This window comes from Sphingobium sp. FG11, from assembly GCF_057809915.1.
The window spans coordinates 1-16802 of the sequence record NZ_JBMDKW010000012.1 but is presented as its reverse complement, the minus strand read 5'-3'; the positions used below and the strand labels follow the sequence as shown (position 1 = coordinate 16802).

Sequence of the window (16802 nt, the reverse complement as noted above, 5' to 3'; positions counted from 1 at the left end):
CGCGCCTAACAGACGAGGGAAGCGATAGATGGCCGAATTTTCTCTGCCCAAGAACAGCAAGATCACCGGCAAGGGCGTCAATCACCCCGCGCCGTCGGGCGCGACGCGCGTGCGCAGCTTCAAGGTCTATCGCTACGATCCCGACTCCGGCGAAAACCCACGCTATGATTCGTACGAGATCGATCTCGACAATTGCGGCCCGATGGTTTTGGACGCGCTTATCAAGATCAAGAATGAATATGATCCGACGCTGACCTTCCGCCGGTCCTGCCGCGAAGGGATTTGCGGCTCCTGCTCGATGAACATGAACGGCCGCAATGGTCTCGCCTGCACCACCGCGATTGATGAATGCGCGGGCAAGGATGTGCGGATCACGCCGCTGCCGCATATGGACGTGATCAAGGATCTGGTGCCCGATTTTACGCACTTCTATGCGCAATATAATTCGATCCAGCCCTGGCTGAAGACCGTGTCGCCGCCGCCCTCGGGCAAGGAGCGGTTGCAGTCGCCCGCCGAGCGCGAGAAGCTCGACGGTCTGTACGAGTGCATCCTGTGCGCCTGCTGCTCGACCAGCTGCCCGTCCTACTGGTGGAATTCGGACAAGTTTCTGGGGCCGGCGATCCTGCTTCAGGCCTATCGCTGGCTGGCCGACAGCCGCGACGAATATACCGGCGAGCGTCTTGATGAGCTGGAAGATCCTTTCCGCCTTTATCGCTGCCATACCATCATGAACTGCGCCAATGTCTGTCCGAAGGGGCTTTCACCTGCAAAGGCGATCGCCGAGACCAAGAAAATGATGGTCGAGCGGCAACTCTGACGCCTGTGGCGCGCGAGACGGGCAGGGCGCAGCGCGTCACCGAAGGACCGCGCGCCGGGTGGCTGCAATGGATCGAGCCGGTGGCGGACACCTTCCTCTCTTTGCTGGGGCCGATCTATTTGCGTCCCGATGGCGAAGGGCGGGCTATCGTTGAGTTGGAGCCGCGCTCCGAACATTGCAATCGCGTGGGCACGCTGCATGGCGGCTTCATCGCGGGCTTCGCCGATCACGCCCTTTTTTCCGGGCTGGTGGCGATGGGCCATGAAGCGATGACGGCTTCGGTGACGATCGATCTTTCGGTTCAATATATGGCGGCTGGCAGGTTCGGCGAACCCCTGCGCGCGGAGGTCGAACTGCTCGGCGAGACCGGGCGACTGCTGTTCATGCGTATGATCCTGGTGCAAGGCGATGGGCCGGTGGCGGCGGCGGCCGGGACTTTGCGCAAGCCTTCCGTCGCGCGATGAGTCATGTGGTCGACCGTTATCGCGCGCTGGTGGCGGCGGGCGAGCTGAGGGCGGATCCCGATCAGGAAGCGGCGGCGGCACGGCTGGACTCGTTGCAACGCGAGATGGAGGCGGTCCCGGCACGCGGATCGACGCTGTGGAAGCTGTTGCGCAAGGCGCCGGACGCCCCGCGTGGCCTTTATATGTGGGGGGGCGTCGGACGGGGCAAATCCATGCTGATGGACCTGTTCTTTGACTCGGTGCAGGTCGCGCGCAAGAAGCGCGCCCATTTCCACGAATTCATGCTCGACGTGCATGCCCGGCTGGCCGATGCGCGCAAGTCGGAAACGGGGGATCCGATCCCGCCGGTGGTCGATTCGCTCGCCGATGAGGCGCGGCTTTTCTGTTTTGACGAGATGGTCGTCAATAATATGGCCGACGCCGCGATCATGTCCCGCCTGTTCACCGGGCTGCTCGAACGGCGCGTGACGATCGTCACCACATCGAACCGCGAGCCGGACGAATTGTACAAGAATGGCCTCAATCGCCAGCTGTTCTTGCCCTTCATCGAACTCATCAAGGTCAAGCTCGACGTCCTGTCGCTGAACGGGCCGACCGACTATCGGCGCGACCGTCTGGGCGACGCCGCTTTGTGGCATTCCCCCAACGGAGCGGAGGCCACGGCGGCGCTCAGCGCGGCCTTTTTCCGCCTGACCGATCATGCGGTTGAGGATCGCGCCAAAGTGCCGGCGGAAGATATTCCGGTGCAGGGCGGACGCAGTCTGCATGTCCCCAAAAGCCTCAAGGGCGTCGCGGTATTCTCCTTCAAGCGACTGTGCGCCGAAGCGCGCGGTGCGCCCGATTATCTGGCGATCGCGCGGCGGTTTCACACCATCATCCTGGTTGGCATACCGTTGCTGGGGCCCGAAAAACGCAACGAGGCGGCGCGGTTCGTCACGCTGATCGACGCGCTTTACGAATATAAGGTCAAATTGCTCGTCTCGGCCGATGCCGATCCGGCGCATCTCTACCCTACCGGCGATGGCGCGTTCGAGTTTGAACGCACGGTCTCTCGCCTGATGGAGATGCAGTCCGACGCCTATCTAGCCTTGGGACATGGCCCCAAATAGCGGCCGATATGGTGGTGGGCGGGGTATGACCCGCTTGCCATTTCACCAAATTATGCGCGAAATAGCCCGGATGCTTTCACCTAAAATGGTGAAAGCATCCGGCAGTGTGCCGCTGCGGGAAGCGATGCGTCAGGGTAAGGGCGCATGGCGACAGGGCTGATTCGCCTGTTAATGCAATTGCGAATGATTTGCAAAGATAATTGACAGCGAGGCGCTTTGGGCGGTTGAAACCTTTTTCATATCGGCCTAAGCGGTCGGGCAATTCCAAAATCCGCCTGGAGGATGACTGCATATGGCCCGTAAGAAGATCGCGCTCATCGGCGCTGGTAATATCGGCGGCACGCTCGCGCATCTCGCCGCCCTCAAGGGTCTGGGCGACATCGTTCTGTTCGACGTCGTTGAGGGCGTTCCCCAGGGCAAGGCGCTCGACCTGTCGCAGTGCGGTCCGGTCGAAGGGTTCGACAGCAAGATCACCGGCAGCAATGATTATGCCGATATCGCGGGTGCGGACGTCATCATCGTGACCGCTGGCATCGCCCGCAAACCCGGCATGAGCCGCGACGATCTGCTGGGCATCAACCTCAAGGTCATGAAGGCCGTGGGTGAGGGCATCAAGGCCAACGCCCCTGACGCATTCGTCATCTGCATCACCAACCCGCTCGACGCGATGGTGTGGGCGCTCCGCGAGTTCTCGGGCCTGCCGCATAACAAGGTCGTCGGCATGGCCGGCGTGCTCGATTCGGCGCGTTTCAGCCACTTCATCGCCGACGAATTTGACGTGTCGGTCAAGGATGTGAACACCTTCGTGCTGGGCGGTCATGGCGACACGATGGTTCCGGTCGTGCAATATTCGACCGTCTCGGGCATCCCGGTTCCCGACCTGATCGAACAGGGCCGTTCCACCAAGGAGCGCATCGACGCCATCGTCGCGCGGACCCGTTCGGGCGGCGGCGAGATCGTTGGCCTGCTCAAGACCGGCTCGGCCTATTATGCGCCCGCTACCAGCGGCATCGCGATGGCCGAAGCCTATCTTTACGACAAGAAGCGCCTGCTGCCCTGCGCCGCCTATGTCGATGGCCAATATGGTCTCGATGGCCTGTATGTCGGCGTGCCTGTCATCATCGGCAAGGGCGGCGTCGAGCAGATCGTCGAGATCAAGCTGGACGAGGAAGCCAAGGCGAACCTCACCGTTTCGGTCGATGCGGTCAAAGAACTGCTGGACGCCTGTAAGGGCATCGACAGCTCGCTCGCCTGAACCATTTCACCGATCGGTTCAGGTAAGTGCGCAGCCTGAACCGCTTCGGACAGATCTAAAAGTGCCACGTCACAGCAGATAAAGGGACTAGTATGTCCATTCTGGTGAACAAGAACACCAAGGTCATCACCCAGGGTATGACCGGCGCTACCGGCACCTTCCATACCGAACAGGCGCTGGCCTATGGCACGCAGATGGTCGGCGGCGTGACGCCGGGCAAGGGTGGATCGACCCATATCGGCCTGCCCAATTTCGACACCGTTGCCGAAGCCAAGCACGCGACCGGCGCGACCGCTTCGGTCATCTATGTGCCGCCGCCATTCGCCGCGGATTCGATCCTCGAAGCGATCGATGCCGAGATCGAACTGATCGTCGCGATCACCGAAGGTATTCCGGTGCTCGACATGGTGCGCGTGAAGCGCGCGCTTTCGGGCAGCAAGTCGCGCCTGATCGGCCCGAACTGCCCCGGCGTCCTGACCCCCAATGAATGCAAGATCGGCATCATGCCCGGCAGCATCTTCAAGCAGGGCAGCGTCGGTGTCGTCTCGCGTTCGGGCACGCTGACCTATGAAGCGGTGTTCCAGACCTCCAACGCGGGCCTGGGCCAGACCACGGCCGTCGGCATCGGCGGCGATCCGGTCAACGGCACCAACTTCATCGACGTGCTGGAACTGTTCCTGGCCGACGACGCGACCAAGTCGATCATCATGATCGGCGAAATCGGCGGCGACGCCGAAGAGCAGGCCGCGCAGTTCCTGATCGACGAGGCCAAGAAGGGTCGCAAGAAGCCGATGGCTGGCTTCATCGCCGGTCGCACGGCGCCTCCGGGCCGTCGCATGGGCCATGCCGGCGCGATCGTGTCGGGCGGCAAGGGCGACGCGGAAAGCAAGATCGCGGCGATGGAAGCGGCCGGCATCAAGGTCGCCGCCAGCCCGTCCGAACTCGGCACGACCCTGCTGGAAGTGCTCAAGGGCTAAAAGGCTCCGATAAGGCGGCCGGGCTGCACCCTGGCCGCCTCTTTTCCCGCCCCGGTAATGCGCGGGGCACGGATGGGATGCGAAAAGACATGGGTTACGAGAATCAGGATTTCCCCCTGGCGTCCGACGAGGCCGAACAAGGTCCGAGCTGGGCGAAGTCCAACTGGCCGCCGATCGACACCGACGACCTGACCGGCGCGCTCGATCCCATGCAGATGCAGGTAGCGGTGAAGGCCGCCGCCAAGGCGCAGGGCAAGCCTGCCTCCGACGCCGATATCGCGCAGGCCGCCGAAGACGCGATCCGTGCGCAGCTGCTAATCCGCACCTATCGGGTGCGCGGGCATCTGGCCGCCAATCTCGATCCGCTCGGCCTGTCCGCGCGCAAGCTGCCAGCCGATCTGACGCCGGAATATCACGGCCTCACCAACCTCGACAAGAAAGTGTTCCTGGGCGGCACACTGGGCCTCGACTATGCGACGGTGCGCGAGATCGTCGCGATCTTGCAGGCCAATTATTGCGGCAATGTCGGCCTTGAATATATGCATATCGCCGATGTCGAGGAGCGCGTGTTCCTGCAAGACCGGCTGGAGGGCAAGGACAAGGAAATCCAGTTCACGCCCGAAGGCAAGAAGGCGATCCTGTCCAAGGTGATCCAGGCCGAGCAGTATGAGAAGTTCCTGGGCCGCAAATATGTCGGCACCAAGCGCTTCGGCCTCGACGGCGGCGAGTCCATGATCCCCGCGCTCGAAGCGATCATCAAATATGGCGGCGCGCAGGGCGTGCGCGAAATCGTCTATGGCATGGCCCATCGCGGCCGGCTGAACGTGCTCGCCAATGTGATGGCCAAGGGCTTCCGCGTCATCTTCCACGAATTTTCGGGCGGCACCGCCAATCCTGAAGATGTCGGCGGTTCGGGCGACGTCAAATATCATCTCGGTACTTCGACCGACCGCGAGTTCGACGGCGTCAAGGTGCATATGAGCCTGGTGCCCAACCCGTCTCATCTCGAAACCGTCGATCCGGTGGTGCTCGGCAAGGTGCGCGCGCAGCAGGTGTTCCGTGACGATCTGACCAAGCATGAGCAGGTGGTGCCCGTGCTGATCCATGGCGACGCGGCATTCGCGGGTCAGGGCATCGTATGGGAATGCCTCGGTTTCTCGGGCATCCGTGGCTATAATACCGGCGGGTGCATCCACTTCATCGTCAACAATCAGGTCGGCTTTACCACCAGCCCGCAATTCTCGCGCGGCTCGCCTTATCCGTCCGATGTGGCCAAGGGCGTTCAGGCCCCGATCCTGCACGTCAATGGCGACGATCCCGAAGCCGTGACCTTCGCGTGCAAGCTGGCGGTGGAATATCGCCAGACCTTCCACCGCGACATCGTGATCGACATGTGGTGCTATCGCCGCTTCGGCCATAATGAGGGTGACGAGCCGAGCTTCACCCAGCCGCTGATGTACGCCAAAATCCGCCAGCACCCCCCGGTCAGCGACGTGTATTCGGCGCGGCTGAAGGCGGAAGGTGTGGTGGACGATGATTTCGTCACCAAGGCGACGGGTGACTTCGTCAATCATCTGGAGGACGAGTTCGAGGCGGCGAAAAGCTACAAGGCCAACAAGGCCGACTGGTTCGCCGGTCGCTGGTCGGGCCTGCACAAGCCGGCAGACGCCGAAACCACGCGCCAGAGCGTTGAATCGGCGATCAGCGTCAAGCTGTTCGACAGCCTGGGCAAGACGCTGACGACGGTCCCCGAAGGCGTCAATATCCACAAGACGCTGCGCCGCGTGCTCGACGCCAAGGCGGAGATGTTCAAGACCGGACAGAATTTCGACTGGGCGACCGGCGAGGCCTTGGCCTTCGGCTCGCTGCTGTCGGAAGGCTATGGCGTGCGGCTGTCGGGTCAGGATTCGGGGCGCGGCACCTTCAGCCAGCGGCACTCGGTCTGGGTCGATCAGGATACCGAAGCGAAATATGTCCCGCTTTCCACCGTGCCGCATGGCCGGTTCGAGGTGCTGGACAGCCCGTTGAGCGAATATGGCGTGCTCGGTTTCGAATATGGCTATGCGCTGGCGGACCCCAAGAGTCTCGTGCTGTGGGAGGCGCAGTTCGGCGACTTTGCCAACGGCGCGCAGATCATCTTCGACCAGTATATCGCGTCGTCGGAAAGCAAGTGGCTGCGCGCCAACGGCCTCGTGTGCCTGTTGCCGCACGGCTATGAAGGGCAGGGACCGGAACATAGTTCGGCGCGGCTGGAGCGATTCCTCCAGCTTTGCGCGGAAGGCAATATCCAGGTCGCCAACTGCACGACCCCGGCGAACTATTTCCACATCCTGCGCCGCCAGATGCTGCGGCCGTTCCGCAAGCCGCTCATCATGATGACGCCCAAGTCGCTGCTGCGGCACAAGCTGGCCGTCAGCAAGACCGAGGACTTCCTGGGCGACAGCCATTTCATGCGCATCCTGTCGGACACCAATCCGGCGCCTGACGCAGAGACGAAGCGGCTGGTGCTGTGTTCGGGCAAGGTCGCCTATGATCTGATCGAAGCGCGCGACGCTTCGGGCGATCAGGGCACCCAGATCGTCCGGATCGAACAGCTTTATCCGTTCCCGACCGAGGCGCTCGCCGTTCGTCTGCGGCGGATGCCGAACCTTGAGGAAGTGGTGTGGTGTCAGGAAGAGCCGCGCAATAATGGCGCGTGGTTCCATGTCGAACCCTATATCGAAGAGGCCCTTGGGCTTGCCGACAAGGCGCCGATGCGTGCCCGCTATGCGGGCCGCAAAGCGTCGGCATCGCCCGCTACCGGCCTTGCCAAGCGCCACGTCGCCGAACAGGGCGCGCTCGTCGCCGATGCGCTGGGTCACAGCGTCCGTGAAGAAATCCGTCGCCAGAAGAAAGGCTGAACCAGCTCATGGCTACCGAAGTCAAAGTCCCGACACTGGGCGAATCCGTTACCGAAGCAACCGTCGGCCAGTGGCTGAAAAAGCCGGGCGAGGCGGTGAAGGCCGATGAAGCGATCGTGTCGCTCGAAACCGACAAGGTCGCGGTCGATGTGCCCGCGCCGGTTGCCGGAACGCTTGGCGACATCATCGCCAAGGAAGGCGAAACCGTGAATGTCGGCGCGTTGCTCGCGATGATCAACGAAGGCGCGTCCGCCGGGACCGCCGCACCGGCCCCTGCCGCGAAGGCTGAAGCTGCCGCGCCCGCGCCTACAACATCCGCCCCCGCGCCTTCCGCTGACGAAGAGGATGGCGGCAGCCTGACACTTTCGCCCGCCGTGCGCCGTATGGTGCTGGAGCATGGGCTTGACCCCAGCAAGATCAAAGGCACCGGCAAGGATGGCCGCCTGACCAAGGACGATGTGCAGGCCGCCGTCGCCGCCGGCACCGCCAAGGTGGCCGCCGCGACTCCGGCCGTCGCAGCACCCGCCGCGGCGCCCGCCGCCGGACCGGGCCGCTCGCAGGAACGGGTGAAGATGACCCGCCTGCGGCAGACGGTTGCCAAGCGATTGAAGAGCGCGCAGGAAACGGCCGCGCTGCTCACCACCTTCAATGACGTCGATATGAGCGCCGTTATCGAAGCGCGGGCAAAATATAAGGACCTGTTCGAAAAGAAGCATGGCGTGCGCCTTGGCTTCATGGGCTTCTTCACCAAGGCGGTGACGATGGCGCTCAAGGACATTCCGGCGGTCAATGCGCAGATCGAGGGCGACGAGATCGTCTATAATAATTTCGCCGATATTTCGGTCGCGGTGTCCGCGCCGAACGGTCTGGTCGTGCCGGTCATCCGCAATGCGGAGAGCATGAGCGTCGCCGAGATCGAAAAGACCATCGGCATGTATGGCAAGAAGGCCAAGGATGGCCAGCTGACCATGGAAGATATGAAGGGCGGCACCTTCACCATTTCCAATGGCGGCGTGTTCGGATCGCTGATGTCGACCCCGATCATCAACCCGCCCCAGTCGGCGGTGCTGGGCCTCCACCGGATCGAGGACCGCCCGGTCGTCGTGAACGGTCAGATCGTCATCCGCCCGATGATGTATCTGGCGCTCAGCTACGATCATCGCATGATCGACGGACGCGAAGCGGTGACGTTCCTCGTCGCGGTGAAGAATGCGATCGAGGATCCGACCCGCCTGCTGATCGACCTGTAAAAGTCGGACGAAAGCACCACATCCGTTCGGGCTGAGCCTGTCGAAGCCCCGTCCTTCCTGTTAAGGGCAAAGAAAAGCGCAGCCCTTCGACAGGCTCAGGGCGAACGGAGATTGGTATGGCTGAACAGCAATTCGACTATGACGTTCTGGTGATCGGTTCCGGCCCCGGCGGTTATGTCGCGGCGATCCGCGCGGCGCAGCTGGGCCTCAAGACCGCCTGTGCGGAAAGCCGGGCGACGCTGGGCGGCACCTGCCTCAATGTCGGCTGCATTCCTTCCAAGGCGCTGCTGCATGCGTCGGAGCTGTATGAAGCGGCTGCCGGCGGCGCGCTTGCCAAGCTGGGCGTCAAGATCGACAAGATGAGCCTCGACCTCGGCACCATGCAGGCGCAGCGGATCGAAGCGGTGACCGGCCTGACCGGCGGCATCGAATATCTGTTCAAAAAGAACAAGGTGGACTGGCTCAAGGGCCGCGCCAGCTTCACCGGGCCGAACGGGGTCGTGGTGGACGGCAAGGCTGTGACGGCGAAGAACATCATCATCGCCACCGGATCGTCGGTCACGCCGCTGCCCGGCGTCGAGGTGAACAATGACGGCGGGCGGATCGTCGATTCGACCGGCGCGCTTGAACTGACCAAGGTGCCCGAGCATCTGGTGGTCATCGGCGGTGGCGTCATCGGTCTGGAACTGGGTTCGGTGTGGCGTCGTGTCGGCGCGAAAGTTACCTGCGTCGAGTTTCTCGACCAGATCCTGCCCGGCATGGACGGCGACGTCCGCAAGGAAGCGAACAAGATCTTCCGCAAGCAGGGTGTCGAGTTCAAGCTCGGCACCAAGGTGACGAAGGCGGAAAGCCACAAGAAGGGCGTGACCCTGACGGTCGAGCCGGCCGCCGGCGGCGCTGCGGAGACGATCGAGGCGGATGTCGTGCTGGTGTCGATCGGCCGTCGCCCCAACACCGAAGGCCTGGGCCTCGACAAGATCGGCCTGGAGCTGAACCAGCGCGGCCAGATCGAGACCGATCATGACTTCGCCACCAAGGTCCCCGGCGTCTGGGCGATCGGCGACGTCATCCCCGGTCCGATGCTCGCGCACAAGGCCGAGGATGAAGGCATTGCGGTTGCGGAAAATATCGCTGGTCTGACCGGCATCGTCAATCATGCCGTGATCCCGAGTGTCGTCTACACCGCGCCCGAAATCGCGGGCGTCGGCCTGACGGAAGAAGCCGCGAAAGAAAAGGGCGCGATAAAGGTCGGCAAGTTCCCGATGCTGGGCAACAGCCGCGCCAAGACCAACCATGAGCCGGACGGCTTTGTGAAGGTGATAGCCGACGCCGATACCGACAAGGTGCTGGGCGTGTGGATCATCGCCTCCGTGGCAGGCACGATGATCGCGCAGGCGGCGCAGGCGATGGAATTCGGCGCGTCGAGCGAGGATATCGCCTATACCTGCCACGCCCATCCGACGCACAGCGAAGCGATCAAGGAAGCGGCGATGGCGGTGACGGGCAAGCCCATCCATATCTGATTGAGCGCCGGCGGGCCGGCCATCGGTCAGCCTGCCGGCCAGCTTTCGAGCAGCGGCACCAGTTCGTCGAAATGCTGGATCACGGCATCGGCGTTCAAGTCCTCGACCGGGCCGTCGAGAAAGCCGAAGCCGACCGCGATCGAGGGGATGCCCGCGTTGCGCGCGCCCGCAATGTCGTTGATCGTATCGCCTACGAAAATAGCGCGGCCACCGCCCGCACGCGCGATCATCTCGTGGATCGGCGTGGGATCGGGCTTCGCGACGCCGACCGTGTCGCCGCCGACGATGCTGGCGAAGCGATCGGACAGGCCAATCTGGTGCATCAGCGGGATGGTGAAGCGTTCCGCCTTGTTGGTGCAGATGGCGAGCTTCACGCCCGCGGCCGCCAGCCTGTCCATCGCCGCGATCAGGCCGGGATAGGGGCGCGAATGGATCGCCAGATTCTGCGCATAATAATCGAGCAGAACCGGCAGCAGCCGTTCGAGCAGCGCCGGATCGCCCCCGCCCGAAGCGGCAAGCGCCCGTTCGAGCATCACGCGCGCGCCCTTGCCGACGAACGGTTTGATCGCGCTCGCCGGAAAATGAGGGCGGCCGATCGTGCCGATCGCATGATTCACCGCTGCGGCGAGATCGCCGCTCGTGTCGATCAGCGTGCCGTCGAGGTCGAAGCCGACAATGTCGAAATTCCTAGTGTTCATCGCTCGCCCATGCCGTCTGCGCAGTGGCAAAGGCAAGCCAAACATGGCAGAGCGGGCTAAAGATCGCAGCCCCCGCCCAAGGACATTCCGACCCGTGACCAGCCCCGCTTCCGGCCGCCCGCTTGCTGTCATCATCCTCGCCGCCGGGCAGGGGACGCGAATGAGGTCGTCGGTGCATAAGGTGCTGCACCCGGTTGCCGGACGCCCGATGCTGTTGCATCTGCTCGCGAGCGTCGCTGCGCTGGGACCCGAGCGGCAGGTGGTCGTCGTCGGCGCGGGCCGCGATCAGGTGGAGGCGGCGGTCGCCGGGACCGGGGCGGTGATCGCGGTGCAGGACAAGCAGCTTGGCACCGGCCATGCGGTCGCGCAGGCGCATGACGCTCTGGCCGGTTTTGCGGGCGATGTGCTGATCCTTTACGGCGACGTGCCGTTGGTCACGAGCGCGACGATGCAGGCGATGCTGGATCGCCTCGCACGCGGCGACGAACCGCGCGCGGTCGTGCTGGGCTTTCGCCCGGACGATACCGCCGCCTATGGCCGCATCATCGCCGATGGGCAGGGCGTCATCGCGAAGATGGTCGAATATAAGGATGCGAGCGAAGCGGAGCGCGCGGTGACGCTGTGCAATTCCGGCCTGATGGCGGTGCGATCGACCGACCTGTTCGTGCTGCTCGACCGGATCGGCAATGATAATGCGGCCGGCGAATATTATCTGCCCGACATCGTGATGCTGCCCGGCGCGCCAAGCGCCGTGATCGAAGCGTCGGCGTGGGAAGTCGCGGGCGTCAACAGCCGGGTCGAGCTGGCGGGCGTGGAAGCGGCCTGGCAGGCGCGGCGACGGCTGGCGGCGATGCAGGACGGCGCGACTCTGATCGCGCCGGAAACCGTGTTTTTCAGCCATGACACCGCGCTGGGCCGCGATGTCGTTATCGAACCCCATGTCGTGTTCGCGCCGGGCGTCACGGTGGCCGATCATGTCACCATCCACGCTTTCTCGCATCTGGAAGGCGCGACGATCGGCGAGGGCGCGGAAATCGGTCCCTACGCCCGGCTTCGCCCCGGCGCGCAGATCGGGGTGAAGGCCAAGGTCGGCAACTTCGTCGAGATCAAGAAATCGGTGCTGGGTGAGGGCGCCAAGGCCAATCACCTCTCCTATATCGGCGACGCCAGCGTGGGCGCGGGCGCGAATATCGGCGCGGGCACCATCACCTGCAATTATGACGGCTTCTTCAAATATGGCACGCAGATCGGGGAAGGCGCCTTCATCGGTTCCAACAGCGCCCTGGTCGCTCCGGTCAGTATCGGCGCGGGAGCGATCATCGGCGCGGGCAGTGTGGTGACAAAGGATGTGGAGGCCGACGCCCTGTGTCTCGTCAGGCCGCAGCAGGATAGCAAGCCGGGCTGGGCCGCCGCTTTTCGAGCGAAGATGAAGGCGCGCAAAGCCGCCAAATGAGCTTTGTCCGGCGTCATAGCTGGTTGACCGCGGTGCTCATCTTGCTCGTGGCAATGGGCGGGTTTGCGCTGTGGCTGCTGTCCAACGCGCGCGCCATGCCGGTGGTGCGGCGGGTGGATATCGCCATGCCCTTTCCCGCGGGCGCGCCCCGCCATCCGGTTACGGTCGCGCTGCTCACCGATTCACACCTGTCCGGCCCGGACAACAGCCCCGATCGCATGGCGCGGATCGTGGCGTTGATGAACAGCTTGAAGCCCGATCTCATCCTGCTGGGCGGTGATTATATCGGCGATGCGAAAGGCGGCGCGACCTATGACGCGGCGCAGAGCATCGCGCCCTTCGCCAGCCTGCGCGCGCCGCTTGGCGTCGTGGCGGTGCTGGGCAATCATGACAGCCGCAGCCAGAAGAACCGCGTCGCGCTGTCTCGGCCCGATTGGCGCACCGCCTTTGCCCGGATGGGTATCATCCTGCTCGATGATGAGGCGGCGCGGCGCGGGCCGCTGGCAATCGGTGGTTTGCGCGACATCTATACCGCGCGCCCGGATATTCCGGCCACGCTGGCGGCGATGCGGCGGATAGGCGGCGTTCCGCTGATCCTTACCCATGGACCCGATCCCTTTCCGCTCTTGCCTGACGGGCCTTCGCTGACGCTGGCCGGGCACACCCATTGCGGTCAGATCGCGCTGCCGGTCCTCGGCATCGTCTATGTGCCGTCGCGCTATGGCGTCCGCTATGCCTGTGGCGTCTATCGGCAGGGGGCCAAGACCATGATCGTATCTGGCGGCGTCGGCACCAGCGGCTATCCGTTCCGCATGCTCGCGCCGTCCGACATATGGCTGGTGACGATCCGGCCCCGATAATTGATTGCGATGAATTCTTCGTCATGCGCCAGCCATGCCCCTGTTGCGTGGGCGGCATTAATGGCATGGCCACACCTGCACGCTATGGCGGCGTGCATATCGTCAACCGGCTGCGACGGGGCTTGTCCAGAATGTGCGGAATCATCGGAATCATTGGCAAAGACGACGTTGCCGAGCGGCTGGTCGATGGCCTCAAGCGGCTCGAATATCGCGGCTATGACAGCGCGGGCGTCGCCACCGTCCATGACGGCGCGATCGAGCGGCGCCGGGCGGAAGGCAAGCTCGCCAATCTGGTGAACGTCCTGCGCGACCAGCCGCTCCCCGGCACGACCGGCATCGCCCATACCCGCTGGGCGACGCATGGCGCGCCGACGACGACCAACGCCCACCCCCACGCGACGCGCGAAGTCGCGCTGGTCCACAATGGCATTATCGAGAATTTCAAGGCGCTGCGGGACGAGCTGATCGCGCGCGGCCGCACTTTCGACAGCCAGACCGACACCGAAGTGGTCGCTCATCTGGTGAGCGAACTAGTAGAGCAGGGGGCCTCGCCCAAGGAGGCGGTGGCCGCCGTTCTCCCGCGCCTGCACGGCGCGTTCGCGCTCGCCATCCTGTTCCGCAGCCACCCCGACCTGCTGATCGGCGCGCGGCTCGGGTCGCCGCTGGTGGTTGGCTATGGCGACGGCGAGACATATATTGGGTCCGACGCGCTCGCCCTCGCGCCGCTGACCCAGCGCATCGCTTATCTGGAAGAAGGCGACTGGGTCGTCATCACCAAAGGCGGCGCGGAGATTTTCGACAAGGATAACAACCCCGTCGAGCGCCCCGTCACCATTTCCGGCGTGTCCGGCGCGATGATCGACAAGGGCAATCACCGCCATTTCATGCAGAAAGAGATTTACGAGCAGCCGGTCGTCGTCGCCCAGACGCTCAAAGCCTATCTGCAACGGATGGAGGATCGCGTCTCGCTGCCCATCCCCGATTTCGATCTGTCGGCGATCCGCCGCGTCACCATCGTCGCGTGCGGCACCAGCTTCTATGCGGGTATGGTGGCGCGCTACTGGTTCGAACAGTTCGCCCGCGTGCCCGTCGACCTCGATTTCGCGTCGGAATTTCGTTACCGCGAGCCGGTGATGGAGGAGGGCGGCCTCGCCCTGTTCATCAGCCAGTCGGGCGAGACCGCCGACACGCTCGCCGCGCTGCGCTATGCCAAGGCGCAGGGGCAGAAGATCGCGGTCGTCGTCAATGTGCCGACCAGTTCGATGGCGCGGGAGGCGGACCTGCTGCTGCCCACCCATGCCGGGCCGGAAATCGGCGTCGCATCGACCAAGGCCTTCACCTGCCAGCTTGCGGTGCTGGCCGCGCTCGCCGCAAATCTTGCCCGCGCCAAGGGCCAGCTCGACGCGAAGGCCGAGCGCGAGATCGTCCGCCACCTCGCCGAAGCCCCCGCCGCGATCAACGGCGCGCTCGCCTATGACGAGGCGATCGAGGCGATGGCGCATCATATCGCGCCCGCGCGCGACGTGCTGTATCTGGGGCGCGGCACGGACTATCCGCTGGCGCTGGAAGGGGCGCTCAAGCTCAAGGAAATCAGCTATATCCATGCGGAAGGCTATGCCGCCGGCGAGATGAAGCACGGCCCGATCGCGCTGATCGACGAACTGGTGCCGGTGATCGTCATCGCGCCGAGCGGGCCGCTGTTCGAAAAGACCGTCAGCAATATGCAGGAAGTGCAGGCGCGCGGCGGCCAGGTGGTGCTGATATCTGACTATGACGGGGTACAGGCGGCGGGCGAGGGATGCCTCGCCACCATCACCATGCCCAAGGTTCACCCCTTGATCGCACCGATGGTCTATGCCGTGCCGGTGCAGCTGCTGGCGTACCATGTCGCGGTGCTGAAGGGGACGGATGTGGATCAGCCGAGGAATTTGGCGAAGAGCGTGACGGTGGAATAGAATAACATCGTGCCGGGCGTCGCAAACCGTCCCGATGGCGAAGTTCACAGTGTCGTGGGGCCGATTTAGGCCAATAGTCGCGGTAAAGCGCCCGTGAAGCGACACCGATGCGCCACACAGATCACGCCTGCGGGATAGGGATGCTTTGGCTGGATCACGCGGGCGCGACGGGAATGCGGCCTTGAGGTGGCACCTGTTCGCCGGTCGGACGTTCGCGTCGGGACAGTGCGGCGAAACGGCGCGGCTGCCGGTGGAAGGAGGATGCTGTTTCACCGGACAGGATAGATCAGATGAAATCCTATTTTGGAAGTTGCCCAGGTTGGGCGGAATGAGGACTGCTGACGACCAATTTTTGCCATTTCGCCGCTAAATGATGGTCACCAATTGCGGACATTCGGGTGAGGCATTAGCGTCAACGCGTGGCCCCCGCTTTTCAGACCGTTCTCGATCTCACCGGCCAACCCGATATTATCCGCCCGGCATATTGGTTCATTGCCATTTTTGTAACAGCGGGCATTGGTCTTGCTGGCCTTGCGTGGTTGGCGTTTAGAAAACGCTGGCGCTGGCGTCGCTCACTTCCGATTTTCGCGGCTGTATGGATCGGTATCTGCGGATATGTGATTGCGACAGACGTTCGCGACACAGCCGACATTCGCGCAGCTGTTAAATTAGGACACGTCGAAAAGACAGAAGGGTGCTTAACCTATTTTCGTCCCGGCCATCCGACCGGAACTAAAACCACCGCAGGGAATGAAGAGTGGAGCCTCAACGGTCTAGTGTTTAGCTATGGGGCAGGAGAGGTGCGTCCGGCTTTTCATTCAGTTTCAACAGATAAAGGTCCGGTGCGAGGGGACTCGCGCGTGCGTGTCTCTTTTGTTGTAAGCCCTGCATATGGCCGACGCGAGATTGTTAAGCTCGAACTTGCCTCTCACGCATGTCCAATGGCACGTCTTGTTGATACGTTCGATCAACCGTAACCTGTCGTTCCGCAATCCACCCCGTCTTTGCCTCTCACCCGCCCCCCGGCGAATTATGCCCGCCCGCCGGCACCGGCCCGCCGCTCGGCGCATGGGCGTGGTCGGGGTGGCTGTCCCATTCGATGTGATAGAGGTCGAAGCGGCGGTCGCGCAGGTTGCGGACGGTGCCTTCCGCGCGCGCCCAACTGAGGTCGGCGAGGTTCACGTCCGCCATCGTCAGCGTCTCGACATTCTCGGTCGATTCCGCCGCGATGCCGTCGCGGGCGAAGGGCAGGTCGCAGGGGGTCAGGATCGCGCTTTGCGCATATTGAATGTCCATATTGTCGACATTGGGCAGGTTGCCGACATTGCCCGACATGACGACATAGCATTGGTTCTCGATCGCGCGGGCCTGTGCGCAATAGCGCACGCGCATATAGCCGAGGCGTGAATCGGTGCAGAAGGGCACGAAGATGATGCGCGCGCCCTGATCCACCAGCCGCCGCGCCAGCTCCGGAAACTCGCTGTCGTAGGGTCAGGACTCACTGATCAGAGCCAGAAGATGACGGTGGCTGCCAGTGCGAT

Annotated in this window: 13 protein-coding genes and 1 pseudogene; 12 read left to right on the top strand and 2 right to left on the bottom strand. The window is 63.4% G+C overall.

Annotated elements, in window-relative coordinates; genetic code table 11:
* The first annotated feature begins 28 nt into the window (after positions 1–28).
* The 8 genes from ACODSN_RS11480 to lpdA all read left to right on the top strand — a co-directional run bounded on the left by ACODSN_RS11480 (position 29) and on the right by lpdA (position 10295).
* Positions 29–817: a succinate dehydrogenase iron-sulfur subunit gene (locus ACODSN_RS11480; protein ID WP_489055511.1), complete on the top strand. Its 789-nt coding sequence runs from the start codon at positions 29–31 to the stop codon at positions 815–817.
* 5 nt (positions 818–822) lie between these two features.
* Positions 823–1281 carry a PaaI family thioesterase gene (locus ACODSN_RS11475; RefSeq protein WP_489055509.1) on the top strand — a complete coding sequence of 153 codons (459 nt, stop codon included), beginning with the start codon at positions 823–825 and terminating at the stop codon, positions 1279–1281.
* Positions 1278–2390: a cell division protein ZapE gene (zapE, locus tag ACODSN_RS11470; protein ID WP_489055507.1), complete on the top strand. Its 1113-nt coding sequence runs from the start codon at positions 1278–1280 to the stop codon at positions 2388–2390. The genes ACODSN_RS11475 and zapE overlap by 4 nt, the downstream gene beginning before the upstream one ends.
* Before the next feature lie 292 nt (positions 2391–2682).
* Entirely contained in the window at positions 2683–3645 is a 963-nt protein-coding gene (gene mdh, locus ACODSN_RS11465; RefSeq protein ID WP_489055505.1) for a malate dehydrogenase, read from the top strand.
* 92 nt (positions 3646–3737) lie between these two features.
* Positions 3738–4622 carry a succinate--CoA ligase subunit alpha gene (gene sucD, locus ACODSN_RS11460; protein WP_489055503.1) on the top strand — a complete coding sequence of 295 codons (885 nt, stop codon included), beginning with the start codon at positions 3738–3740 and terminating at the stop codon, positions 4620–4622.
* A gap of 89 nt (positions 4623–4711) precedes the next feature.
* Positions 4712–7522, top strand: coding sequence for a 2-oxoglutarate dehydrogenase E1 component (locus ACODSN_RS11455; RefSeq protein WP_489055502.1), 2811 nt, complete (start codon positions 4712–4714; stop codon positions 7520–7522).
* 8 nt (positions 7523–7530) lie between these two features.
* Positions 7531–8772, top strand: coding sequence for a 2-oxoglutarate dehydrogenase complex dihydrolipoyllysine-residue succinyltransferase (odhB, locus tag ACODSN_RS11450; protein WP_489055500.1), 1242 nt, complete (start codon positions 7531–7533; stop codon positions 8770–8772).
* Between the two features lie 116 nt (positions 8773–8888).
* Entirely contained in the window at positions 8889–10295 is a 1407-nt protein-coding gene (gene lpdA / locus ACODSN_RS11445; protein ID WP_489055498.1) for a dihydrolipoyl dehydrogenase, read from the top strand.
* A 26-nt stretch (positions 10296–10321) separates the two neighbouring features.
* Here the strand turns inward: lpdA and ACODSN_RS11440 are convergent, their stop codons facing one another.
* On the bottom strand, positions 10322–10993 hold the full coding sequence (locus ACODSN_RS11440) for an HAD family hydrolase (protein WP_489055496.1): 672 nt from the start codon (positions 10991–10993) through the stop codon (positions 10322–10324).
* 160 nt (positions 10994–11153) lie between these two features.
* Here ACODSN_RS11440 and glmU point away from each other — a divergent pair, with 160 nt between their 5' ends.
* The 4 genes from glmU (at position 11154) to ACODSN_RS11420 (ending at position 16238) form a co-directional block, all read left to right on the top strand.
* Complete coding sequence (glmU, locus tag ACODSN_RS11435) at positions 11154–12446, top strand: bifunctional UDP-N-acetylglucosamine diphosphorylase/glucosamine-1-phosphate N-acetyltransferase GlmU (RefSeq protein ID WP_489055693.1); 1293 nt, start codon at positions 11154–11156, stop codon at positions 12444–12446.
* On the top strand, positions 12443–13306 hold the full coding sequence (locus ACODSN_RS11430; RefSeq protein WP_489055495.1) for a metallophosphoesterase: 864 nt from the start codon (positions 12443–12445) through the stop codon (positions 13304–13306). The genes glmU and ACODSN_RS11430 overlap by 4 nt, the downstream gene beginning before the upstream one ends.
* A 131-nt stretch (positions 13307–13437) precedes the next feature.
* Positions 13438–15261: a glutamine--fructose-6-phosphate transaminase (isomerizing) gene (glmS, locus tag ACODSN_RS11425; protein WP_489055691.1), complete on the top strand. Its 1824-nt coding sequence runs from the start codon at positions 13438–13440 to the stop codon at positions 15259–15261.
* A gap of 419 nt (positions 15262–15680) precedes the next feature.
* On the top strand, positions 15681–16238 hold the full coding sequence (locus ACODSN_RS11420) for a hypothetical protein (RefSeq protein ID WP_489055493.1): 558 nt from the start codon (positions 15681–15683) through the stop codon (positions 16236–16238).
* Between the two features lie 34 nt (positions 16239–16272).
* On the opposite strand, the pseudogene ACODSN_RS11415 reads toward ACODSN_RS11420, so the two are convergent.
* Positions 16273–16749 (bottom strand): annotated as a pseudogene (locus ACODSN_RS11415) (nitrilase-related carbon-nitrogen hydrolase); the annotation flags it as partial.
* Positions 16750–16802 lie beyond the last annotated feature (53 nt).